The sequence below is a fragment of the Pseudolactococcus laudensis genome (assembly GCF_013449735.1).
Taxonomy (GTDB): domain Bacteria; phylum Bacillota; class Bacilli; order Lactobacillales; family Streptococcaceae; genus Pseudolactococcus; species Pseudolactococcus laudensis.
This window is the reverse complement of record NZ_JACBNY010000006.1, coordinates 79,731-104,440: the sequence shown is the minus strand read 5'-3', so window position 1 is coordinate 104,440 and position 24,710 is coordinate 79,731. Positions and strand designations below refer to the sequence as shown.

The window sequence follows — 24,710 nt, the reverse complement described above, 5'->3', positions numbered from 1 at the left end:
TAAGATATAATTAAACATGTCTTTCCTTCTCTTTTGTGTTGCTTAGTAACTCACATTATAGAAGGAAGGATTTTTTTATGCAAAAAAATCGCCTGGGAAATTTTCCCACACGATTTATTATAGAGCCTTTTATTATGCTTTAACAAAGACACCGCAGTCAACAAGTGCATTCATTTGGAAATAGAATTTTTCTTGAATCATTTTGTTGTCAGCTGATTTGAAAATATTCATGTTTTTCAGACCTGATTTATCAGTGATAGAAAGTTTAAAACCTGATAAATCAGATTTGACGATGATTTTAAGCAGTGGGCCGTCACCTGAGTTGGGGACGTTTTCTAAAATGCGAGTAAGCTCATAGTTACCAAGTTTATTTTTAATAAAGGTTGTATCCATGAGTGTGTATTTTTTGATGCTAGGTGAGAGTTTATAAGTGTATTGACTATCATCCAAGTGTTTTTCAGTGACAAATGCCATGGGTAGGTTTTTGATTGGTTTAATTAGCTAGACCAATCAAATCTCCTTTCTAATATATACGATTATTTTTGTGCTAAGATTGATTTCAAGATGCGGACAAATTCTGAGATATCCTCAGGGGTTGTTAAATCTGATAAAGAGACCCTGACTGATTCTTTGAGTTTAGCAGATGTTTTGCCGTAGACTGCTTCAAGGACATGTGAAGGTTCAATGGCACCTGCGGTACAAGCAGAACCAGTGGAGATGGCAACGCCTTGCAGGTCTAATTTCATCAGTAAAAGATCTTGATTGAAGCCAGGGAAACCGAGATTAAGTACGTGTGGCATGGTTTCTCCAAAGGCATTAATATAGTAGTCAAGGCCGTCTAGTTCAGAGAGAAGGTGTGTCTTGAGTGCTGAGACTTTGTCATAATTGCTATCAAGATATTGAGCTGAAATCTCAAGTGCTGTAGCCATGCCGACAATATTATGAATGCTTTCAGTACCTGCACGTCGTCCGTTTTCTTGCTCACCTCCATGTATGAGGTTATCGAATTTTAAATCACCGTGGTAGAGGAATCCGACGCCTTTTGGTCCATGGAATTTATGGGCGGAAGCAGAGAGGAAGTCAATGCCAAGTGCGATGGGATGAACGGATAGTTTCCCCATAACTTGGACGGCATCAACATGGTAGACAGCTTGATGTGTTTTTAAGCGCTTAGCAATTTCAGCGATTGGTAGGATTTGACCCGTCTCGTTGTTGGCATACATGGTTGAGACCATAATGGTATCGTCTCTTAGAGCGTTTGTGATTAAATCTGCAGTATAGCTACCATCTGGGTTAGGTTTAACGAGAGTGATATCAAAGCCGTGGCGGTCTTGCAAATATTGGACGGTGTGAAGTACAGCGTGATGTTCTATTGCTGTCACGACAATATGGTTACCCTTGTCTCGATTGGCTAGGGCATAACCGATAAGAGCTTGGTTATTAGCTTCAGAGCCGCCAGATGTGAAGATGATGTTTCTAGCGGGAGCGTCTAAGATAGCTGCAATTGTTTTACGGGCTTCGCGAATCACTTTACCGGCAGAACGACCGTAGCTATGGATGCTGGACGGATTACCAAATGTTGTGTTGAGGGTGTTTAACATTGCTTGTGAAACTTCAGGTAGAACAGGTGTGGTTGCAGCATTATCAAGATAAATCATGTTATTACCTATTGCATCAAAGCTCAGGTATTCAACCGTGATATGGTCAAATACCTGAGCTTTAATTATCATTTCTATGTCAGTTAATCAGTTGCTTTATTGTATTGAAAGAGTGGGCTGACAGGTTTATTTTCGTGGATACGGATGATGGCGTGTGCGAGTAGAGGTGCCGCACTAAGGTATTTAATTACATCAGGTTTAGGTGTTTCAGTTTTGACAGAGTCTGTAACAAGTACTTCTGAAATTGGTGCAGCGTTTAGGCGGTTAGCAGCACCTGGCGTGAATAAGCCGTGCGATGCAACGGCATAGACATCCATAGCACCAGCATCTTTTGCGATGACTGCAGCGCTAGAGAAGGTTTTACCTGTGTTCAAAATATCATCAATCAAAATGACATTTTTGTTTTTGACATCGCCAATAATGTAGCCATTTTCACGTTTTTGGTCGTCATCTGCATAATCGACGATTGCAAGTGGGCTTTCCAGATAGTCTGCTAATGAACGTGCGCGTTTAATACCAGAGTTTTTAGGGGCTACAACGACAACATCATCGCCTACTAAGCCTTGTGACTGATAATATTCAGCAAACAAAGGAACAGTGTAGAGATTGTCAGCAGGAATATCGAAGAAACCTTGGACTTGAACAGCATGTAAATCAAGCGTTAAAATACGGTCAGCGCCTGCAGTTGTCAGCATATTAGCCACCAATTTAGCCGTAATGGGTTCGCGAGGTGATGCTGTTCTGTCTTGACGTGCATAGCCATAGTATGGCATCACGATGTTGACTGTATTAGCACTGGCGCGTTTACAGGCATCAATCATGATGAGTAATTCCCACAAATGTGTGTTGACAGGATAAGATGTCGATTGAACGATGAAAATGTCAAAACCACGGACACTTTCTTCAATGTTGATTTGGATTTCGCCGTCAGAAAATTGTTTAGATTCAATTTTGCTGAGGGGAATACCCGCGCATTCAGAAATTTTTTGCGCCAATTCTAAGTTTGAGTTAAGTGAGAAGAGTTTGATATGCTTGTCTTTGTAAGTCATTTTCGTCCATTTCTACAAATAAATTTACTGACTCTATTTTACCAAAAAAAAGAGGAAAAGAGTAGTCTTATCTTATTGTGAGATAATGTTGTCAGTATAAGTGCATAAAATACCCAGTTTCATCTAAGGAAATGACAACTAAACCATAATATTGAGTAAATTTTCAGACGAAAAAAGGCTTATAATATCAGGCATGAGGAGGGGATTATGAGCAATTAGGATATGACTTGACTTTAAAAATAGGAAGTGCTAAAATAACATGTGTAAACGATTTCAGAAAAAGATGAGTTTTTTCTGAAAGTTTATCTATACTAAAATTATATTTAGGGCAAGTTTCACCGTTATTTGTACGGTGAACTAAAAAAGGAGGCCTATCTCATGAAAAAAACGAAGTTAATCTCACTTTTGGCAGTTTCTGCGTTATCAGTGACATTCTTGACTGCTTGTGGCGGTTCAAGTGACAAAACAACTGATGACAAAACAACTGATTCAGCTAAGACTGCTGAAGCTTTCACTGGCGCAACACAAGGAACAGATAGCTTTGACACCTTGTCAAAAGGTTTTGCAGCTAATGGTGCTTGGTTAAATGCAGTGACAAAAGATGTAGATGCATCTGACAAAGTTTTGACTGTTGAAGGTTTATTTGCAGGAGACGGTCAAGTCAACCGTGAACTTGCCCTTTACAAATCAGGTGCTGACCATAAACCAGAAGCAACTTTTACTTTAACTGTTAAAAAATTAGTTGTAAAATCACCAGGTTTTGCAATTGCTCAAGGTACAGTTAAAGGTGACGTGTACGTCAATGCATCAGGTTTTAAATTTGAAGGTACTGGTAAAATTGATGGTAATTTGATTTTTGCCTCTGACGACCTAAAAACAGCTTATGAAGCACTAGATGCTGCTGATAAAGGGACTGTAACTGGTGAAGTTAAAGTTGAAGCTTCTGATGTAACGACAGTGAAACCAGGTGCGATTTCTGTTGCAGCTAAAGGTGGCGCTATCAGCTACGATAAAGTTTCTGACGTTAAAACAGGCGCAACAAAAGGCACTGAAAAATTTGATGATTTAGCAGATACACTTGGTAAAAATGGTGCATGGCTTGGTGCGGCAACTGCTGATATCGATGCTTCTGATAAAACTTTAACCATTGATGGTACTTTCCTTGGTTCTAAAGGAGAAATTGCCCGTAAGGTTGGTCTTTATACACAAAACGACAAACATCAAGTTACGAAAACATATACTTTAACTGTTAAGAAAGTTATTGTTAATTCACCATTTACAGTTATTTCTAACGGTGGTATCAAAGGTGATGTCTATGTGACTAAATCTGCAATTGGTTTTGCTGCACAAAATGGTAAAGATGTTGATGGCAAACAAGTAACGGCCAAGATTGATGGTAATCTTTACTTTGCAACACAAGAACAACTTGATGCTTATAATAAATTAGATGCAACTGCTAAATATGACGTAACTGGTAAAACAGAAGTTAAAGCAGCTGAATAATATTGGATAATCAAAGTTTCCAATTTAAAACGCCAAGATGGCGTTTTTTTGTTCAAGTTAATTTAGTGACTAGATGTCAAAAATAGAGCAATTTTATGGTAAAATAGGACTAATAATATCAAATTGATACTTGTCAGATGTTGAAAAAAGTCTAATAAATTGCACAAACATGATATGTAACAGATAGAAAAAGACAAGATATCCAGAAATGAGAAAAAATGACTGATTACCAATTTAGCCCAGAACTTGATGAGCGCCTACGAGATTTTATCGCGGATTCAGGTAACTTTGTGATAGATATTGGCTTTGTTCACGCCCTACATACCTATACCGTTGTTGGAATTGCAGAACCATTTGTCCTACCGATTGAAGATAAAAATGTTATCCCTGTTTTTACATCAGCGGATGCTTTATCAAACTTTCAAGAACGCGTGACAGAACCTTTAACTTTTGTCAATCAACCATTCATGACTGTTGTTGATAACTTATTGTCACAAGAATTTGATGCGATTGCCTTTAACTTACAACCTACCGGACAAGATGCAAACAATGCGATTATGTTAGGCCGTAGTGACTTAGTTGCTTTTCTTAATTATTATACGGATGTCTTAAATAAACTCCTAGGCTCTGCTAGTCAGGGTAAATCACAAATAGAGCGGTATTATTTGATGCCTGCTTTTGCTAGAACAACAGCGGATGGTGAGACTGCGCGAATTTTTGCGACACTCTCTAAGCCTAATGGTGAAAGTTTTGTACCAGTATTTACTAATATTCTAAGTTTTGCCAAATGGTATAACCATGCTGATTTTGGCATTCCTTTTCAAGAGCATGATGGCTTAGTGCTAATTTGGCAGTTAAAGGACTTACAACATCCAAGCATGGGCATCAATGATTTAGAAGACGTTTTAGGTGTTGCGGTTGACCCTTTTGATGCAGTTGACTACGAAAAGTCTGTCATTCTCTGGGATGCTTTAAATATTTCAAGTGAGGCTAATGATTAGCAGAGGTTGATAGTTGTCTTGACTTTTTTGACAAGAGAACAGGAGGTTTAGAACACAATGGGTTTTTGGCAAGAAGCGTTTGAGGCTGTGAAGGAAAATGATCCTGCCGCACGCTATAATTTTGAGATACTTTTGACATCTCCAGGAATTAAGGCATTAGCGGCACACAAAGTTTCGCATTTTTTGTGGTGTCACCATTTTAAACTACTGGGTCGTATGCATTCGCAATTTTGGCGTTTTTTGACACAGATTGAAATACATCCAGGTGCCGTGATAGAAAATGGCGTATTCATTGACCATGGTTCTGGCCTTGTCATTGGTGAAACAGCTGTTGTCGAGACTGGGGCTAAATTATATCACGGCGTGACATTGGGAGGAACAGGAAAAGATACGGGCAAACGTCATCCAAGTGTCAGACGTGGTGCTTTGATTTCGGCTCATGCCCAATTATTAGGGCCGATTGAGATTGGTGAGAATGCCAGAGTTGGTGCTAGTGCTGTTGTGACAAAAGATGTGCCCACAGCTGTAACGGTTGTAGGTGTGCCTGCTAAGATTGTTCGTGTACACGGACCAGTGACACCTGAGCGTGATCGTGCTAAACTTGAACGTGAACGCCACGTGAGTTTTTATGACCATATGGGTGGCATCTAGTAATTTATCTACTGCAGATGTCGTCAGATGAAGGAGACACTTCTTTTATAGAGGGTAATAAACTCAAGGAGAATGAAATGATTAAACTTTATAACACCTTAACTCGTGAAAAGGAAGATTTTGTTCCACTTGTTTCAGGTGAGGTTAAAATGTATGTTTGTGGCCCGACCGTTTATAACTACATTCATATCGGAAATGCCCGGTCAGTTGTAGCTTTTGATACAATTCGTAAATATTTAGAGTATCGCGGTTATGCGGTGACTTTTGTATCTAATTTTACAGATGTGGATGATAAAATCATTCAGGCGGCTAAGACTGCTAATGTGTCAATTGAAACTTTGGTTGAGACTTATATTCAGGCTTTCTTTGCAGATACACAAGCGCTTGGAGTGAAAGCAGCAACAAGAAATCCACGCGTGCTTGAATTTATGCCAGAAATCATTGCTTTTATTGAAGTTTTGGTTGCAAAGGACTTTGCTTACGTTTCAGATGGTGATGTATTTTTCCGCGTTAAAAAGTTTGCGGACTATGGGCGCTTGGCTAATAAAAACTTGGACGAATTAGAAGCTGGAGCTTCTGGTCGGACGGATACAGTTGAGCTTAACAAAGAAGACCCGCTTGATTTTGCTCTCTGGAAATCAAGTAAGGCAGACGAGCCCTCATGGGAAAGTCCATGGGGCGCTGGTCGACCAGGGTGGCATATTGAATGTTCTGTCATGGCGACAAGTATTTTAGGCGATACGATTGATATTCATGGTGGTGGTGCGGACTTAGAATTCCCACATCACACCAATGAAATCGCCCAGTCTGAGGCGAAAACGGGTCATACCTTTGCCAAATATTGGCTCCACAATGGTTTTGTAACAGCAGCAGACGGTGAAAAAATGTCTAAGTCTCTGGGGAATTTTAAAACTGTTCATGATATGTTGCAAGCCGTTGATGGGCAAATTTTACGCTTTTTCTTAGTATCACAACATTATCGTAAGCCACTTGCTTTCAGTGATGATACGGTTAAAGATGCTGAAAATAATCTCAAAAAAATCAAAAATGCTTATGATAAATTAACATTTGAAATTGCGCAGAATCCAGTGGCGGCACAAATTCCAGACCAGGAAATTGATGGTTTTCGTCAGGATTTCATCAAAGAAATGGACAATGACTTTAATATTTCAAATGGTTTAACTGTTTTTTATGAATTGATAAAATATATCAATCAAGGTAATTTTTCTATGGAAGCGCGGAGTTTATTTGAAGAAATCCTGTCTATTATCGGCATTCAATTTGAACCAGAAGAAATGTTAGATGCTGAGATTGAACAATTGATTGCTGAGCGACAAATTGCAAGAGAAAATCGTGATTTTGCCTTGTCAGATAAAATCCGTGATGATTTAAAAGCACAAGGGATTGCTTTATTAGATACACCAGATGGTGTGAGGTGGACACGTGACTGAATTTCGAGCTGATTTATTAAATGGTATTGCTCTAGCTTATGCTGGTGATGCTGTCTATGAAGTATTTGTACGAGACTATTTGCTATCACAGGGGATTACGAAACCTGGTGAATTACAAAAAACTGCGGTGAAGTTTGTCAGTGCAAAAGCGCAAGCATTTCTCATTTCTGAAATGGGAAAAGATGATATTTTGACAGAGGAAGAGCTAGTCTATTTCAAGCGAGGGCGCAATGCGCATAGTAAAACGACAGCCAAAAACACGGATGTCGTCACCTATCGAATCTCAACTGGTTTTGAGGCTATCTTTGGTTTCAACCATTTGACCCACAAGCACGATAGGGTTGCCTTTCTAGCCAATTATTGCCTTGAGAAAATCTCTGAGCAAATTTGATGAAAAATCTTAATGTTTTCTGTAAAATAGAGAACATATAAGAGGTTGGGATATGTACAGAGTAGTTGAAATGCGTGGTGATAATGAGCCATGGTGGTTTTTTGAAAATTGGCGAGATGACATTGTCGCTAAATATGAATTTGATAATTTTTACGATGCGTTGAAGGCCTATAAGCAGGAGTGGCAACGCTTAGCACATGATTATCCGGAGTTTAAAAGTCAGGAAGATTTTTTGTCGGCTTTTTGGGTGAAGTCTGAGAAACGGTGGTGTACGGAATGTGCAGAGGATTTGCAACAGTATCATGGTTTGGCGCTTTTAGAAGAGTGGCATCCAGTAGAGACTTTTGAGAATCGGCTGCCATATGCTAAGACTTCGGGGGTGACGCCTCATAAAATTTGTCAATTTAAAGGGTTAGGTAGCTAATCCTTTTTTGTATTCTTTTGTGACTCAGGACGTGTATTGGGAGTCAAGAAAATTTTCTGAGCTAAATTGTTTACAAGTGTAAATTAATGTGATAAAATTACATTTGTAAACGTGAGACGAGGGTATTAAAGTGTTTGAGATTTCAAATGAATCGCGAACCCACATAGAAGACGTCTCCTAAAAAATTAAATTTATTTTAACGGATGATACTGAAAGCGGTGCGACGCGGTCGCAAATTTCCGTAGAAAATTAGGGATTTGAAGGTGCTCCTGCGATTGCGTAGGTTCTACAAATCATCTATTTTTCTATGGTATTGTAGTTGCCACTTTAGTGGTTTACGAAAATACTAGAGGCAACGTGCCTTTGCGATTTGTCGCTTAGGCGTTGATTGGAAGTTAGCTTGAAGTTCAAATTAGGAGAAAAATTATGTCATTCTTGGAATCATTAGCAAATCGTCGTTCTATCTACGCTTTAGGAAAAGCTGTTGATGTTGAAAAAGCAACAGCAACAATTAAAGAAGCGGTTAAATTGTCACCATCAGCTTTTAACAGTCAAACATCACGTGTTTTGATTTTAGCTGGTGCTGAGCATAATAAACTTTGGCAAGAAATTGTTGCCACTGACCTTAAAGCTGAAATGGATCGTCAAGGTGTACCAGAATCAGCTTGGGAAGGCACTAAAGCTAAATTAGATAGCTTTGCAGCTGCTGGCTTGACTGCGCTTTTCTTTGAAGATACTGATGTCGTGAAAAGCTTGCAAGAACAATTTCCACTTTATGCGGATAACTTCCCAGTTTGGTCTGAACAATCAACAGGGATCGCGTCAGTAAATGCTTGGGTTGCTTTGAGCGAGCTTGGTCTTGGCGCTAATTTGCAACACTATAATCCAGTGATTAATGCAACTGTTGCTAAAACTTATGGTATTCCAGCATCTTGGAACCTTCGTGGTCAACTTGTTGTTGGCTCTCCTGAATCAGAAGTTGGTCCTAAAGAATTTATGGCTGATGAAGATCGTTTTAAAGTATTTGGCGCTTAAAACAAAACTAAATTAATACTTAATCCAAAATAAAGTAGACTAGAACAAAAGTTCTTAGTCACCAAAAGAGAAAGGTAAACCTGTCAGTTTATTTTTCTCTTTTTTTGTATTATACGCTGAGTGAATCCGAATTTTTCACAAAAAACAACTTATTTTTACCGATCTCGTATTGTTTTGCCAAAAGAATTCCAATTTCGCACAAAAACGGCACTTTTCTTACCAATTTGGTACTGTTTTGCCAAAAGAATACCAAATTCGTATTATGCGCTGAATGACTCATAATGTTGTTTTACATTTTTGGGAAAATGACACAAAAATAAGCTATAAACGATTTCTATTTACATTAGAATTCGTTTATAACTTATTTGAGGAGGAAGTTTTGTTCCGACCTCATTTTTATTAGCTAAATCTTTAATCCGACGAAGGATAAAAGAAAGTTTTTACATTCTGAAAAGTTGTTTCATTTCCGACAAAATATATCGTATCATTTTTTTCTAAAATCGCATAGGGACCAGGCGATAAGACCAATTCATCGTTGTGTAAAAAAGCAACGATAGTGGCCCCTGTTGTTTGCCAAAAATTAAGCTGCGAAATCGATTGACCAATATATTCACATGTTTCAGAAAGTAGGAGTTCATGTGGTGCCAACGGATTTTTCTTCTGAACGCGTGCTGTTTGTTCAAATAAAGTGGCAAGTGACTCTGATAGATTCTCAATCGCCGTTTTCTGAACAGTCATAATATTATCGATTTGAGCGTGTAAGGTTTGGATTGTAGAAGTTTCTTCTGCCTGGTTTAAGAAATTTTTAGCCTTTTCCTGAGATAAAATCTTGACACCAGAGCCATGGACAGCTTGGACAATGTCAAGGTCACTTAAAATGCTGATGGCTTTACGTGCTGTCTCGGATGAGACACCAAATTGTGCAGAAAGTGTTGATCTAGCGTGTAACTTAGTTCCAATTGGATAGTCACCATTAGCGATTTTTTCAGCAATAGCATAAGCAATTTGACGGTAGCGAGGTTCTCGAATTGTTTTCATATATCGGGTCTTTCTATTGACGAAGTACTTAAAAATCCGTTAAAAGTAAAAAAGGTTGACAAAGTGACAATTTGTGTGTAAAATTAAAAATGTCACTTGGAGGCAACTTGTTTTTTTAAAAGGGTTGTCACTTATAAAATAATTTTATCACAAAAGCGGAATAAAAAGGGGGAATTTATGCCGAAAGTTGAAATTAAACAATTGACTAAAATATTCGGAAAGCGCCGTAAGGCAGCACTGGAGTTAGTCAAACAAAATGTCAGTAAAGACGAAATTCTTAAAAAGACAGGTAGTACTGTCGGTGTTTACGACATTAATTTATCTATTAATGAAGGTGAAATCTTCGTCATCATGGGTCTATCAGGGTCAGGTAAATCTACCTTGATTCGACTATTGAATCGCTTGTCTGAGCCAACAGCAGGACAGCTCATCATTGATGGTCAAGATATCACGAAATTGAATAAAAAAGAGTTGCTAGATATTAGACGTCGTAAGATGTCTATGGTCTTCCAAAACTTTGCCTTGTTGCCACATCGGACAATCTTGGAAAATACAGAGTTTGGTCTTGAAATTCAAGGCGTTCCAAAAGAAGAACGTCAAAAACGTGCAGAACAAGCCCTTGATAATGCTAAGTTATTAGCCTTTAAAGACCAGTATCCAGCTCAACTATCAGGCGGGATGCAACAGCGTGTCGGCTTGGCACGCGCCTTAACCAATGATCCAGATATCTTGCTCATGGATGAGGCCTTCTCAGCACTAGACCCACTTGTTCGTCGAGAAATGCAAGATGAGCTCTTAGATTTGCAAGCCAACGTTCAGAAAACGATTGTATTCATTACACATGACCTAGATGAAGCATTGCGTATCGGTGACCGCATCGCCATTATGAAAGATGGTAAGCTCATGCAGGTGGGTACGGGTGAAGAAATCCTAACCAACCCTGAAAACGACTATGTCAGAACCTTTACAGAAGGTGTTGACCGCTCTAAGGTCCTTGTCGCAGAGAATATCATGATTCCGGCCTTGACGACCAATGTCGCAGTGGATGGACCTACTGTTGCACTTCGTAGAATGCAAGAGGAGGAAGTCTCAGGTCTTGTTGCAGTGGGTAGACATCGGAATTTCCGTGGTTATCTATCAGCAGATGCGGCAGTTCGTGCACGTAAAGAACGATTGCCTTTGTTGGACGTCATTGTAGACATGCCAATTATTACGCCAGATACTTTAATCTCAGATATTCTACCAATTATCTACGATGCGACAACGCCAGTAGCCGTTGTTGAAGAGGGTCGTTTGCGCGGTGTCATCATTAGAGGACTTGTACTTGAGGCTTTAGCAGACACGGAATCTGAAGATGAGGATGCTGTTGAAACAGAATCTAGTGAAATTAAATCTAATGAAACAGAGACAATGGTAACTGAAGTGATTGAAAAGGAGGAAGCGCAAGATGCATAATTTACTCGTAAGCCAACTACCCGTAGAAAAATGGGTGACAAATGGCGTAGACTGGTTGACGCAACATCTGTCAGGATTCTTTAATGTCATCCAAAATGGCGGTAACGCACTCATGTCAGCCATGACTGATGGATTAATTGCTATTCCGATGTTTTTGATGATTGCAGGTATCTTTTTAATCGCTGTCGTCACATCACCTAAAAAATGGGGTTTTCCGATTTTTGCTTTAGCAGGTTTACTGCTAATCGCTAACCAAGGACTCTGGTCAGATTTGATGAATACCATGACTTTGGTTATCATGTCAGCCCTGATTTCTTTAATTATCGGTGTACCACTTGGGATTGGTATGGCAAAATCTGACCGCACACAAGCCATTGTACAACCAATTCTGGACTTTATGCAAACCATGCCTGGTTTTGTTTACTTGATTCCTGCCGTTGCCTTCTTTGGTATCGGTGTTGTACCGGGTGTCTTTGCCTCTATTATTTTTGCTTTGCCACCAGTAGTTCGTATGACCAATCTTGGGATTCGTCAAGTACCAGTTGATTTGGTTGAAGCGGCGGATTCATTTGGGGCAACCTCTTGGCAAAAATTATTAAAACTTGAATTACCAAATGCTAAAAATACTATTCTAGCAGGTGCCAATCAAACAATTATGTTGGCTCTATCAATGGTTGTTACCGCAAGTATGATTGGTGCACCAGGACTTGGTCGTGGTGTCTTATCAGCAGTTCAACATGCTGATATAGGTGCAGGTTTTGTTAATGGTCTTGCCTTGGTTATTCTAGCCATTATTATGGACCGTTTTGCACAAAAATTGAACACGAAACCTGGTCAAAAATTGCCACAAAATCGCAAACGTCGTTGGATTGTTATCGCAACATTATTAGTGATGGTCGGTGGTGGTGTCGTGAATTCATTTGCGACAACTAGTCAAAGTCATGAAAAAATTAGCCTTGGTTATGTTGAGTGGGATTCGGAAGTTGCCAGTACAAATGTACTAGCACAAGCGCTCAAAGAACATGGTTATGATGTTAGCTTAACGCCACTTGATAATGCTGTTCTCTGGCAATCAGTCGCCAATGGTCAAATTGATGCCACCTTATCAGCCTGGTTACCTAATACACATGGTCCTCTTCTTAAGAAATATCAAGACGACTTAACAGTCGTTGGGACGAACTTAAATGGTGTAAAAACAGGACTTGTAGTACCAGATTATATGTCAGCTAAATCTATTTCAGATTTGACAACTCAAGCTAAACAAGTTATTACTGGGATTGAACCAGGTGCAGGTATTATGGCCTCTACTGAAAATACAATCAAGGCATATCCTAACCTTTCAGGTTGGAGTTTACAAGCCTCATCAAGTGGTGCCATGGTTTCAGCACTTGAAAAAGCTTATAAAAATAAAGAAGATATTGTCATCACTGGTTGGTCACCACACTGGATGTTTAGTAAGTATAAACTACATTATCTGGAAGACCCTAAAGTTGCAATGGGTGGCAATGAAGCCATTAAAACCCTCGCTCGTAAGAATTTAAAATCTGAACATCCTGAAGTTTACAAAGTTTTGGAAAACTTTAAATGGGAAACGGATGATATGGAAAGTGTCATGCTTGATATTCAATCAGGTATGAAACCGGATGAAGCGGCTGATAAATGGATTAAAGCTAATGCTAAAACCGTTGATAGCTGGTTCGAGTAAAGCGATAGGTATAAAAAACAAAAGTCTGATAATAAGTTGAATTTATGAAAAAATTAGATAGAAATATCATTGATAAGTTTGATTTATAAGAATAAGATATAGATATAGAAATAAAAGTTGAAAAAATAATCCAATTCAGATTATTTTAAAATAGGAAAACCGTATGGAATTAACGTTAAAATAAACGATTTCCATACGGTTTTCATTGTTCTGAATATTTTTAATTTGAGTCCTTAGTATTGAGGTAGAATTTTAAAACGTAAGCAATAATTGTTCATTTTTAGAATTTTGAATAACTTTTTCGAAATTTTTTTTATATAAGTTAGGAAATGAAGTGTCAGAAGTGTTTTTATAACGAGAATATTTAAATCCCGCATAGTAGTTATCATTTATCCCTTTCATATCATTTAAAATTGTGTGACCAATAGCCTCACCCAATTTAATAGGTACTGCATTTCCGATTTGTTTATATTTTTCCTGAATTTTCCCACAAAATTTCCAATCGTCTGGAAATCCTTGTATACGTGCATATTCTTCAATTGATAAAGGACGTAATTCTGTAGGATGTATTAAGTCTGTAGCAGGCATGGTTGGAACAGTAACTAAAGTTGGACTAGGCTGACTAAAAGATAATCTTCTAAAAAATCCAGTTTTACCTCCTCCCATATAGTATTTTCTACCCATGGCTTCACGCTGTTCTTTATCTGATAATGATTTCCAATTTCCACCTTCAGGTATTTTTTTAAACCACTCTCGTCTATTTTTAGGAATTTCTGTATAAGTCATTTCTTTTTGTTGTATGTCTGATATTGCATCACCAAGAGTGTTCCATAAAGGAAGTCCAAATTCCCCTGTTTCTGAATTAGTTGGTGTTAAATAAGGAACTTTTTCATTTCCTAATTTAGCAATAATGACAAAACGTTCTCGCTTTTGAGGAGCACCAAAATTTGCAGCATTGTATAATTCGAATGAAACAGTATACCCTGCTTTATTAAGACGATCAATTCCATAATGTAGAACACCGCCTTTTACAGGCAGACCATTTGTATCATTTAATACTGCTTCTGTTGTTTGTAGACCTCTAACATTTTCGATAACTGCATATCTGGGTTTCATTTCAGTAATGATGTCTAAATAACGGATAAATACATCTCCTCGAGCATCTTCAAATCCTTTTCGGTTACCTGCTGTTGAAAATGCTTGGCATGGAGGTCCTCCAAATATAAAATCAATTTGTTTATCTTTAGGGATACGTGCATACTTTCGTATTTTTTCAGGACTACATTGCCAGATATCTCCGATTAATCCTATTTCATCATTGTTAGCTACAATTGTTGCGCGAGCATCTTTATTGATTTCACATGCAAGAAGTGGTTCTATTCCAGAGTTTTTAATTCCAATATCCAATCCCATTCCTCCGCTAAAAAAAGATAAAGCAACAATTTCGGGGAGGGTATTAGATTTTCTTTTTCTATCATCTGGATTAACAACATATTCTCCAGATTCTAAAAATTTATCGATTTCATCTTGAGTTGTATGCCAACTCCGATTTTCATTTATAGACTTTATTTTGTTAGCTTTCATTATTCTACGGGCATACTGCTCTGATATTTTTAACTGACTAGCTACGTCTTCAACATATAATTTCATTAACTACCTCGTGCGAAACTTTTATTAGACCCTTCTTTTATATTATATCATATTATATTTTCTTTTTAAAATAAACTATATTACAATTTACAGTCCTATAATTTTAACTAAGTTGTAATTTATTGATTAAGTTGTTATAATATTTGTATGCGTATACATTTTATAAAAGAGGTGTTAAAATGGTGAAATTAAATATCAATATTGAGGATTTGTTTAGTAAAGGATTAACTGTTGATGAGGCGTATGAATGTTTTAACGAAACAATTGGATCAGTTGAGTCAGAAGAATATAGATTAAATTTGGAAACTCTTTTTGAGTATGCAGTTGCAACTGGTGGTTCGTTATTTATAAAAATTCGAGTAGAGGAAACAAACTCTCTATTAGAAATGTGTGAATTATATTTATTTCAGTGGTTTAAGAAATACGTAGATGATCGGGAAAATCCAGCTTTACAGCGTCCTTTAAAAGTATATGGTGAAAGGGATTCTGCACTAATGCAAAGAGTTGCCACTAACACTGGTGACGATGAAGAAACTTTGGAAAAATATTTATTCGGGCATTTCGTTTATATGAGTGCTGAAAATATGAATGGTGCGATTTTAGAGGAATATCTTTCAGAAGTTCTTGAGCCATATGGTTGGTATTGGTGTGCTGGCTCAATTTATAGGGCAGTCGACTTCTGCTATCTAAGTCAAGATAATATAATTCTTTTACAAGTAAAAAATAAATATAATACTGAAAATAGTTCAAGTTCAGCTATAAGAGCGGGGACTGAAATAAAAAAATGGAATCGTTTGAAAAAGCCTAGAGTCGCTACTGGATTGGATATTCCAATACCAAATTGGAGAGCGTTGACAGAACTAATCAATGCTGATGATATACTTTTAGAACTTTTGACGGAAGAAAATTATCTTGAATATATTAGAATGAACTCTACGAGATATTTAGATAGTCTATGAACAATATAGAGATTTTATTAAGCATTTATCCATATTATAACGATCTGATAAAAATTAAAAAGAAAAATTTTGAATTTCGTTCTTGGGATATAAAATTTGATTCAGAGTATTTAGTTATGTGGGTTTATGAAACAAGACCAACTATGGCGATAAAATATAAGATGACCGTAAAACATCCGATTTCTGAACTTTGTACTGACCAAGAATATGGTCTTGGAAACTATAAATTTATCGAAAATATTAAACGGGGTATGCGTGCATATGAGATTGTTAGTTTTGAAGAGCTGATAAAACCTATTTTTCTTTCTGACATGAGGGAATTGGGTGTAAATGCACCACAAGGTTTTGCATATATAGCCAAGTATCCCAAACTAAAGCATCTATTAGAAAAATCTGTAAAATTTTCTTATTATTAATATTTTTTAGAAATCTAAAGTCTGACGACTAGTCAGGCTTTTTTTAGTGTTACCTATAAATATTGCTATTAGCAAAGATTAGGTAGTACTAAATTATCGGTAGTTAAATTTTATCTATTAGTTTAAAATACTGAAAAAATCTGTACCGAACCATTGTATCTTATCAATTTATATGTAAAATCTCTGCTAAATTAATCCTTAAAATCCTTGACAAATATTTTAGGTAGTGCTAAACTATCAACTATAAACATTTAGAAAGTACGATATGGATGAATTTTCAAAAACTGAACAAGATTATCTAAAAGCTATTTACCAGCTTGAAGAAAAAACGGATAAGATGGTTGGTATTACAGATGTTGCCAATTATCTAAAAGTCTCTGCGCCTAGTGCAACCGAGATGATTAAGCGTTTGGCTAAAAAAAAATTAGTCGAGCATAAAAAATATTACGGCGTACTCTTAAAACCCGAAGGCTATCGAGAAGCTAGGTTTATCATCAAATCACATCGTGTTTGGGAGACTTTTTTAGTTGAACAAGCTGGTTATCAGATTGATGAAGTCCATGAAGAAGCGGAGAATTTGGAGCATTCCTCTTCTAAAAGATTAGTAGAACGCTTGTATACGCTCATGCATTTTCCCAAAACTGACCCACATGGCTCAGAAATTCCAGCAGAACGTTTCTGGGAAGGTGAAATTATCACGCATGATTTAAATCATGCAGAAGTTGGGCATCGCTATGAAGTTGTATCGCTCTCACAAGAAGTAAAGGACTTTTTAGTTTGTTTGAATCAAGACCAACCTAAATTTATGACACTATCAAGTGTTTTGAGTGATGGGTCAGTCATTGTCAGAACAGATGATGATGTTAGATTTGTCATTCCTCATTTTCAAAAGAATGGTTGGCAGTTGAAATACTATAGTCATTAAAATACCTATCTTAAAGCACACTAGCATTAACAGGAATCAAACCGAGTTCAGGCAAAATAGTTGTCTGAATATCTTAAATAGGAGTTGTCATGAAAGAACATAAGAAATTTGTCGAGTACGCCAATGGTCCAAGTTTGGCGGAGATTAATGATACAGTACCAATCCCTAAAAACAATAGTTTTTGGAAAAATATTGTCGCCTTTTCAGGACCGGGTGCTCTGGTCGCAGTAGGTTATATGGACCCAGGTAACTGGATTACCTCAATTGGTGGCGGCGCTCAGTACGGCTATCTCCTTTTATCTGTTGTTCTCGTGTCAAGTTTAATCGCCATGCTCTTACAATATATGGCATCTAAACTCGGCATCGTCACGGGGCTGGATTTAGCACAAGCCACACGGAAACACACTAGCAGAAGAGTAGGGTTCATCCTTTGGATTATTACGGAGCTCGCCATTATGGCAACAGATATCGCCGAAGTTATCGGTGGCGCCATTGCCCTGAACTTATTATTTGGTCTGCCTATCATTTGGGGTGTCATCTTGACTGTATTTGACGTCCTACTTTTACTCTTTTTGATGAAACTCGGTTTTCGCAAGATAGAAGCTATCGTCATCACCCTCATTCTCGTGATTATGGTCGTCTTTGTTTATGAAGTCGCTATTTCTAATCCCGTCCTTGCGGACATGCTCAAAGGCTTTGTCCCCCAAAAGGAAATCTTTAATCGTGGTCAGTTGACGATGGCTCTAGGGATTGTGGGGGCAACCGTTATGCCGCATAATCTGTATTTGCATTCATCCATTGCCCAAACTCGAAGCTATGACCGTAAAGATGAAGATGATGTGGCACGTTCCGTCCGTTTTTTAACTTGGGACTCTAACATTCAATTAACCGTTGCTTTTATTATTAATACCTTATTACTCGTCTTGGGCGCTGCCATGTTTTTCGGTCGTGGTGAAGGTCTAGGAACTTTTACCTCACTATATAACGCCTTGCAAGACCATAAATTAGCAGGCGCTGTTGCGAGTCCCGTATTGTCCACTTTATTTGCGGTTGCCTTATTGGCATCAGGGCAAAACTCAACGATTACAGGGACGCTTTCTGGTCAAATTGTCATGGAAGGTTTCATTAATTTAAAAGTACCAACATGGGCACGTCGCTTAATCACTCGTGGCTTATCAGTCATTCCAGTTTTGATTGCCGCGATTTATTATCACGGTCGTGAAGGTGGCCTTGATACCTTGATGATTCGCTCACAAGTTTTCTTGTCCATTGCCTTACCTGTTTCAATGATTCCACTGGTTTATTTTACCTCTAGTGAAAAAATTATGGGCAAACGGTTTAAAAATAAAAAAATCATTGCTGGTCTGGGGTGGTTTGCGGCGATTGCCTTGACGATTTTAAATATCAAGTTAATCATAGATATGTTTTATTAAGTCAAGATAGTCTTTTGACACCATAGGTATATTTTAGAAAGTAAAAAAATGTTTGAAATCAAAAATCTGACGGTAGCTTATCAAGGGGAACTGATTTTGGAACACGTGTCATTGACATGTCAAAAAGGGAAAATTACAGGTATTATCGGACCAAATGGTGCTGGGAAATCAACTTTAATCAAAGGGGCTTTGGGTTTAATTAAAAGCCAAAGTGGTCAAACTTTCATTAACGGAAAACCTTTAACAAAAGTTCGAGATCAAGTCGCTTATGTTGAACAACGCTCTGCTGTTGATTTGACCTTCCCAATCAATGTCTTAGACCTTGTATTGACAGGGACTTATCCTAAGTTGGGGATTTTTAAAAGTCCTGGTCCACTTGAAAAACAAGCAGCACTTGACGCACTCGCACAAGTTGATTTGGCTAATTTTAAAGACCGTCAAATAGGCAGTTTGTCAGGCGGTCAGTTGCAGCGTGTTTTTGTTGCGCGTGCGATCGTTCAAGACGCGGCTGTCGTCATTTTAGATGAACCTTTTGTTGGAATTGACATGGCGAGTGAGCAGAAGATTATGGCAATCTTAAAACAATGGTCTGATGCAGGCAAAACGATGATTGTTGTCAACCATGACTTGAACAAAGTCACGCAATATTTTGATGATTTGGTGATTATTAATCGTGGCATCATTGCGCAAGGGCCGGTTTCTGAGACCTATCAAATGGTCAATATTCAGAAAGCCTTTAGTTTGGATTTTGGCAAACTATTATTTGAGCAAGATATGACGGGAGAAGGCCATGTCTAGTATCAGTCAATTTTTATCGGCATTAGGACAATATAACTTTTTACAAACAGCGCTTATAACAGCAATTTTAGTTGGTATTATGAGTGGTGTAATTGGCAGTTTTATCATTTTGAGAGGTCTGTCTTTAATGGGAGATGCTATTTCTCATGCGGTGTTACCAGGTGTTGCAGTTGCTTATATGTTAGGGATTAACTTGCTTTTTGGGGCATCAATTTTTGGTATTTTAGCTGCCATGCTGATTGGCTATGTCGCAAGTCATAGTAAACTTAAAAATGACACAGCGATTGGGATTGTATTTAGTGCATTTTATGCCTTAGGTTTCATCTTAATTTCACTCGCCGAGAGTTCTAGTAATTTACACCATATTCTTTTTGGAAATGTCTTGGCAGTCAGTGATAATGATTTGATTACAACGACTTGTGTGTTGATTGCTGTCATTTTGTTTGTCGTGATTTTCTATAAAGAATTACTCATTACATCTTTTGACGAGACTTTTGCGCAAACTTATGGTTTGAAAACACAAATGGTGCACTATGCTTTGATGTTAATGTTAACGCTTGTAACGGTTTCGTCACTACAAACTGTTGGCATCATCTTAGTAGTGGCTATGCTGATTACACCGGCGGCAACGGCTTTTCTATGGACCAATAAATTGCATTGGATGCTCGTTGACTCGGCAATCTTTGGGGCGCTTGCGGCTCTGATTGGTCTGTTTTTGAGTTATACCTTTAACTGGGCATCAGGTCCAGCTATTGTACTTGTGGCAGCCTTCATTTTCGGTGTATCCTTCATCTTCTCACCCAAACAAGGATTGGTCTTTAAGTTGTCACAACCATAAATTAGAAAAAAGGAATTTTAGCGTGTTAAAAAAACTTATTCTGACGATGATGCCACTTGCCATGCTTTTAGGGGGAGTCCTCTATTTCGTTAATCATCAAAAGTCTGTTGGTCAGCAAGTAAGTGAGCAACTGCGTGTTGTGACCACGAATTCAATTTTAGAAGATATGGTGCGGCAGGTCGCGGGCGACAAGGTTGTGATTCACAGTATTGTTGCGCGTGGTGTTGATCCGCATGAATATGAGCCTAAGCCGAACGATATTTCGGCGACGACGCAGGCTGATGTGATTTTTCACAATGGCTTGAATCTTGAAACTGGTGGGAGTGGTTGGTTCAACAAGCTGATTAAAACAGCCCGTAAAAAAGATGGGGAGCAAGTTTTTGAGGCGAGTGAATCTGTTACGCCTCTATATTTAACAACGAATCAATCCGAGCAAGACCCACACGCTTGGTTGGATTTAGGCAATGGCATCAGGTATGTCAATACGATTACAGCTGTTTTAAAGGCTAAAGATCCGAAACATGCTAGTTATTATCAGGATCGCTCAGATGCTTACGTTGCTAAACTTAAAAAGTTGGATGAAGCAGCCAAAGAAAAGTTTCTAGATATTCCAGAAAATCAGCGCTTACTAGTCACATCAGAAGGGGCTTTTAAGTATTTTTCAAAAGCCTATCACGTGACACCCGCCTACATCTGGGAAATCAATACAGAATCTCAAGGCACCCCAGAGCAAATGGCTGAGGTGCTCGCCAAAATTAAAGCGTCAGAAGTCAAGGCACTCTTTGTTGAAACATCTGTCTCACCTAAGTCAATGGCACAAGTATCAAAAGAAACGGGCCTACCAATTTACTCTAAAATATTGACAGATTCTCTGGCTAAAAAAGGGGAAATTGGTGATACTTACTACGATATGATGAAGTGGAATTTAGATAAAATTCATCAGGGATTGTCTGATTATTAAATTTTGCGATGCGGATGTTAATTAAAAGGCGATTTGTTTTTGACAAAGAATCACGCGTTGCCACGTTACGACTTGAGGATTTTTCATCTTTTTGAGGTGGAAATAAAGTCAGGTGGAATTACTTCAAATGACTATATCGTAACGGAGCCTTGATATAAAGGGAATTATAAAATATTAAAAATAGAAAACTATTAAAAAGTGGTTGTAGGTTGCAAAATGTTTGCACTTAACAGCCACTTTTTTGTTTTCTTTTTTGTTTTCTTTTTTATTTTAGATGAAAAGATATTTTGTGAATGATACTATTTCAATTTTAATAATTGGATATTTTGAATAGGCATATTTATCAAAAAAGTATTGAATACTTATTCCGATAAAAAATTATCGCCGCAACATTTAATGTCACTCACGTTTTTGGGATGATTCACATTTTTACTTTTTATAAACTCTTTTACTCAATGCAAGAATATAAGCCAAACAAGTATGATATCGCTACCCAACCTGATGGTCTTGGGTATTTAGTACGCCCTCATGATAGTTTGAAAGTATTTTTTAGAGTGTTTAGCCCTTTTATTGGGAGGATGTCTGATATATGTTTCTGAAAAAATAAATATATTGAAGTTGAGAAAAATTTGTCATGTTGTAAACTCAGAAAATGGTGCGAGAGAAATTTCTTGATAAAATCTTGATATTTTTTTGAGAGAATTACAATATGTAAAAGCACATAGAAATAGGAGGAAATCTATGAAATACAATGACTTGGGCATATTTATGGCAAGGTATCCTTTAGCATATAAAAGTAAAATTGTTAATAATAAAGAGGAGAAATACAAATGACAAACTATATATTAGAGACAGTCAACTTAACTAAAGAAGTTAAGCACGTAACATTGGTAGATGATATCAACTTAAAAGTTCCCGAAGGAGAAGTATATGCTCTTTTAGGTGCTAACGGCGCAGGAAAAAGTACCATATTAAAAATGCTCGTTGGGATTTTCAAACCAACTCGGGGTAAAATATTATTTGAAGAAAATCCTTGGCGTCGAGAAAATTTGGAAAAAATCGGTAGTTTAATTGAATTTGCACCATTATATGGTAATTTGACTGCACTAGAAAATTTACAGGTTCGTTGTGATTTATTGAATTTACCCTATGAAGATATTGACGAAGTCTTAAAAATTGTTGATTTGTCTGATACAAATAAAAAGAAATACAAGTATTTCTCTGTTGGTATGAAACAACGCTTAGGAATTGCGTTAGCTTTAATTAATCATCCCAAGCTATTAATTTTAGATGAACCAACGATTGGTTTGGATCCGATTGGGATTCAAGAAATGCGCGATTTAATCTTGAGCTTTAAAGAGCAAGGGATTACGATTATTATTTCTAGTCATATTTTGAGTGAAGTGCAAGAGATTGCAGACACAATTGGGATTGTACGAGAAGGACGGTTAGTTTATCAAGAAAAATTTGAGAGATCAAAAGATTTAACGGAACTGTTTATGGAAAATGTTAAGGAATGGAGTGTGAAGTAGATGTTAAAAAATACTTTTAAAGCTATAAAACTTTCTAGCAAAGGACAAAGTTCCTTGAAACAACTCTTTTTTCTACCATTAGGATTAAGTATCTTCTCATTTTTACTTGGTACAACTTTTTTTCAAGGTCAGGTAAGTTATCTCTGGTTTATTCTTTTGTCTCCGTGTATTCTTGCAATCTTATCTGGTAGCATGGATAAATCTGAAAAAAGAGAGACGAGGTACTATACATACTTCTCAACAAATAGTCGGATGCCACAGATTTGGATTTCAAAGGTTTTATTGATTTTTCAACGTTACCTATCTAATCCATACTTTCAATAAAGGTAATAAAATTGATTTGACATTTTCACTTCAATACGATGGAAATCTTTTGATAGATTTAGAACTCGTTAATCGTGCCATTCTAAATGTCTTAATGAATGCAATGGAGCATGCTAAAGAAAAAGTTATCTTAAATTTGCAAACGACTCAAATAGGGATAGAAATAACGATTTGTGATGATAGTTCGGGATTTGATGAGAAAACGCTACAACATGCGACTGAATTTTTATATCGTGGGGACAATAGTAGAGAAAGAAATGGACATTTCGGTATCGGTCTTACTTTTGCAAAAGAAGTAATGATGAAGCATGAAGGAGAGTTAGTCATTATGAACGGTAATCATTCAGGTGCAATGGTACTTCTGAAAATACCATTTGTATCGTTTGAAAAAAATCTAAAAAATAATTAATTTCTTGATAAAATCTTGATATTTTTACAGTAAATTTTAAATTGTTGAGGTGGTAAAGACCATTTTAAAAAAATGTTTAAGGAGAAAATCAATGTTCAAAAAGAAATTTCTATCTAATGGGTGGTGTATTTTGTATACATTAATACCAATTGTTTTTATTGTTGGGACTATGATTGCCATTAAAGTACAACCAAATATTGACGCAACAATGATGGTCTATGGCGTTAAAAGTGTTAAGAGTGAAAATGCTGTTGGTTATAAAATTACTCAAATGATTTTAACGGATGGCAAAATAATTGATTATCCGACACTTGAAGATATTCGTGAGCATAATTTATTAACTTATCATAGTTCGAAAGAATTGGAAGATAATTTAGTATTTCAATCAAGTCGTTTGAATTAAGCTATTATTTCAGATTGTGATTTGAACGTAAAAGTCTCAAGTACTGCACTAAAAATTCAACCACGGACTACAAGTATTTCTTTATGTACATCGGGTTGCAACACGAGGATTTTGATGGCATGTCTTTTGGAAATAGCAACTTGTGGTTGCCACATCAGTAAGTGAACATTGGTAAGAGAGAACTAAGTTATTATGAATTAGTTCTCTTTTTTACAAAAAATATTTATTTTAAGTTTTAGTTGACAAGTTTAGAACGCATCGAGAGGAAGAAAATAAATCGCGATTTGTTTTTGACAAAGAATCAATAAAGTTTTATAATGAAACAGTAAAGACAAGTTAATATTGATTGATTTGAGGTGTTCTCACAAAGATATGTGGGAGTATCAACTAGCGAGCAGTGGATGGTGAGAACACTGTGAAATCAAGATATTAATACTACTTTATTTGAACCTGATTTTGAAAAAAATCACGTGTTGCCACGTTACGGCTAGAGAGTTTTTCATCTTTTTGAGATGGAAATAAAGTCAGGTGGTACCACGTGTTAACGTCCTGTGTTCATAATTGAACGCAGGACGTTTTTATATTTTTAATCAACTGAGTTTTGACTCCTTGGTGTTAGGGAAATAGATAAAAAGGATGAAGACACTGTCGTGTCTTGACGTCTTTTTCCTAATTCACCCCTGCGATTACTCGTCGCGGGG

At 37.2% G+C, this 24,710-nt stretch carries 25 protein-coding genes; 20 read left to right on the top strand and 5 right to left on the bottom strand.

Features of this window, described 5'->3' with window-relative positions:
• Window positions 1–132: 132 nt before the first annotated feature.
• The 3 genes from HZR21_RS05315 to HZR21_RS05305 all read right to left on the bottom strand — a co-directional run bounded on the left by HZR21_RS05315 (window position 133) and on the right by HZR21_RS05305 (window position 2,707).
• Window positions 133–474, bottom strand: a complete 342-nt coding sequence (locus HZR21_RS05315) for a DUF1831 domain-containing protein (protein WP_180746762.1) — start codon at window positions 472–474, stop codon at window positions 133–135.
• 62 nt (window positions 475–536) lie between these two features.
• Entirely contained in the window at window positions 537–1,658 is a 1,122-nt protein-coding gene (locus HZR21_RS05310) for a cysteine desulfurase family protein (protein WP_180746767.1), read from the bottom strand.
• An 83-nt stretch (window positions 1,659–1,741) separates the two neighbouring features.
• Window positions 1,742–2,707: a ribose-phosphate diphosphokinase gene (locus HZR21_RS05305; RefSeq protein ID WP_180746761.1), complete on the bottom strand. Its 966-nt coding sequence runs from the start codon at window positions 2,705–2,707 to the stop codon at window positions 1,742–1,744.
• Between the two features lie 378 nt (window positions 2,708–3,085).
• Here HZR21_RS05305 and HZR21_RS05300 point away from each other — a divergent pair, with 378 nt between their 5' ends.
• The 7 genes from HZR21_RS05300 (at window position 3,086) to HZR21_RS05270 (ending at window position 9,163) form a co-directional block, all read left to right on the top strand.
• On the top strand, window positions 3,086–4,210 hold the full coding sequence (locus HZR21_RS05300) for a hypothetical protein (protein WP_180746760.1): 1,125 nt from the start codon (window positions 3,086–3,088) through the stop codon (window positions 4,208–4,210).
• 218 nt (window positions 4,211–4,428) lie between these two features.
• Window positions 4,429–5,211 (top strand): SseB family protein, encoded by a 783-nt coding sequence (locus HZR21_RS05295; RefSeq protein ID WP_180746759.1) that lies wholly within the window; start codon window positions 4,429–4,431, stop codon window positions 5,209–5,211.
• Window positions 5,212–5,268: 57 nt separating this feature from the next.
• Window positions 5,269–5,862: a serine O-acetyltransferase EpsC gene (gene epsC, locus HZR21_RS05290; RefSeq protein WP_003137076.1), complete on the top strand. Its 594-nt coding sequence runs from the start codon at window positions 5,269–5,271 to the stop codon at window positions 5,860–5,862.
• A 77-nt stretch (window positions 5,863–5,939) separates the two neighbouring features.
• Window positions 5,940–7,313: a cysteine--tRNA ligase gene (gene cysS / locus HZR21_RS05285; RefSeq protein ID WP_180746758.1), complete on the top strand. Its 1,374-nt coding sequence runs from the start codon at window positions 5,940–5,942 to the stop codon at window positions 7,311–7,313.
• Complete coding sequence (locus HZR21_RS05280) at window positions 7,306–7,704, top strand: Mini-ribonuclease 3 (RefSeq protein WP_180746757.1); 399 nt, start codon at window positions 7,306–7,308, stop codon at window positions 7,702–7,704. Before cysS ends, HZR21_RS05280 begins: the two co-directional genes overlap by 8 nt.
• A gap of 52 nt (window positions 7,705–7,756) precedes the next feature.
• On the top strand, window positions 7,757–8,128 hold the full coding sequence (locus HZR21_RS05275) for a DUF1033 family protein (protein WP_180746756.1): 372 nt from the start codon (window positions 7,757–7,759) through the stop codon (window positions 8,126–8,128).
• A gap of 426 nt (window positions 8,129–8,554) precedes the next feature.
• Window positions 8,555–9,163, top strand: a complete 609-nt coding sequence (locus HZR21_RS05270) for a nitroreductase family protein (protein WP_180746755.1) — start codon at window positions 8,555–8,557, stop codon at window positions 9,161–9,163.
• Between the two features lie 411 nt (window positions 9,164–9,574).
• Here HZR21_RS05270 and HZR21_RS05265 read toward each other — a convergent pair whose 3' ends face one another.
• Entirely contained in the window at window positions 9,575–10,201 is a 627-nt protein-coding gene (locus tag HZR21_RS05265; protein ID WP_180746754.1) for a GntR family transcriptional regulator, read from the bottom strand.
• A gap of 177 nt (window positions 10,202–10,378) precedes the next feature.
• Here HZR21_RS05265 and HZR21_RS05260 point away from each other — a divergent pair, with 177 nt between their 5' ends.
• Window positions 10,379–11,656 (top strand): quaternary amine ABC transporter ATP-binding protein, encoded by a 1,278-nt coding sequence (locus tag HZR21_RS05260; protein WP_180746753.1) that lies wholly within the window; start codon window positions 10,379–10,381, stop codon window positions 11,654–11,656.
• Entirely contained in the window at window positions 11,649–13,361 is a 1,713-nt protein-coding gene (locus HZR21_RS05255; protein ID WP_180746752.1) for an ABC transporter permease/substrate binding protein, read from the top strand. Before HZR21_RS05260 ends, HZR21_RS05255 begins: the two co-directional genes overlap by 8 nt.
• A gap of 252 nt (window positions 13,362–13,613) precedes the next feature.
• On the opposite strand, the gene HZR21_RS05250 is transcribed toward HZR21_RS05255, so the two are convergent.
• Window positions 13,614–15,011 (bottom strand): DNA cytosine methyltransferase, encoded by a 1,398-nt coding sequence (locus tag HZR21_RS05250; RefSeq protein ID WP_180746751.1) that lies wholly within the window; start codon window positions 15,009–15,011, stop codon window positions 13,614–13,616.
• A gap of 179 nt (window positions 15,012–15,190) precedes the next feature.
• Here HZR21_RS05250 and HZR21_RS05245 point away from each other — a divergent pair, with 179 nt between their 5' ends.
• The 11 genes from HZR21_RS05245 (at window position 15,191) to HZR21_RS05195 (ending at window position 24,174) form a co-directional block, all read left to right on the top strand.
• Complete coding sequence (locus HZR21_RS05245; RefSeq protein ID WP_180746750.1) at window positions 15,191–15,970, top strand: SinI family restriction endonuclease; 780 nt, start codon at window positions 15,191–15,193, stop codon at window positions 15,968–15,970.
• The gene (locus HZR21_RS05240; protein WP_180746749.1) at window positions 15,967–16,386 is read left to right on the top strand and encodes a hypothetical protein; all 420 of its coding nucleotides are present in this window, start codon (window positions 15,967–15,969) and stop codon (window positions 16,384–16,386) included. Before HZR21_RS05245 ends, HZR21_RS05240 begins: the two co-directional genes overlap by 4 nt.
• 265 nt (window positions 16,387–16,651) lie before the next feature.
• Window positions 16,652–17,311 carry a metal-dependent transcriptional regulator gene (locus tag HZR21_RS05235; RefSeq protein WP_180746748.1) on the top strand — a complete coding sequence of 220 codons (660 nt, stop codon included), beginning with the start codon at window positions 16,652–16,654 and terminating at the stop codon, window positions 17,309–17,311.
• An 89-nt stretch (window positions 17,312–17,400) separates the two neighbouring features.
• Window positions 17,401–18,744 (top strand): Nramp family divalent metal transporter, encoded by a 1,344-nt coding sequence (locus HZR21_RS05230; protein ID WP_180746747.1) that lies wholly within the window; start codon window positions 17,401–17,403, stop codon window positions 18,742–18,744.
• A gap of 48 nt (window positions 18,745–18,792) precedes the next feature.
• Entirely contained in the window at window positions 18,793–19,542 is a 750-nt protein-coding gene (locus HZR21_RS05225; protein WP_180746746.1) for a metal ABC transporter ATP-binding protein, read from the top strand.
• Window positions 19,535–20,380 (top strand): metal ABC transporter permease, encoded by an 846-nt coding sequence (locus tag HZR21_RS05220; protein WP_180746745.1) that lies wholly within the window; start codon window positions 19,535–19,537, stop codon window positions 20,378–20,380. The genes HZR21_RS05225 and HZR21_RS05220 overlap by 8 nt, the downstream gene beginning before the upstream one ends.
• A gap of 46 nt (window positions 20,381–20,426) precedes the next feature.
• Window positions 20,427–21,341, top strand: coding sequence for a metal ABC transporter substrate-binding protein (locus HZR21_RS05215; RefSeq protein ID WP_180746766.1), 915 nt, complete (start codon window positions 20,427–20,429; stop codon window positions 21,339–21,341).
• An 830-nt stretch (window positions 21,342–22,171) separates the two neighbouring features.
• Entirely contained in the window at window positions 22,172–22,873 is a 702-nt protein-coding gene (locus HZR21_RS05210; RefSeq protein WP_180746744.1) for a lantibiotic protection ABC transporter ATP-binding subunit, read from the top strand.
• 340 nt (window positions 22,874–23,213) lie between these two features.
• Window positions 23,214–23,606: an ATP-binding protein gene (locus tag HZR21_RS05205; protein ID WP_180746743.1), complete on the top strand. Its 393-nt coding sequence runs from the start codon at window positions 23,214–23,216 to the stop codon at window positions 23,604–23,606.
• 91 nt (window positions 23,607–23,697) lie between these two features.
• Entirely contained in the window at window positions 23,698–24,009 is a 312-nt protein-coding gene (locus HZR21_RS05200) for a hypothetical protein (protein WP_180746742.1), read from the top strand.
• Window positions 24,010–24,030: 21 nt separating this feature from the next.
• Window positions 24,031–24,174 carry a lantibiotic nisin-A gene (locus HZR21_RS05195; RefSeq protein ID WP_219605574.1) on the top strand — a complete coding sequence of 48 codons (144 nt, stop codon included), beginning with the start codon at window positions 24,031–24,033 and terminating at the stop codon, window positions 24,172–24,174.
• The last annotated feature ends 536 nt before the right edge of the window (window positions 24,175–24,710 follow it).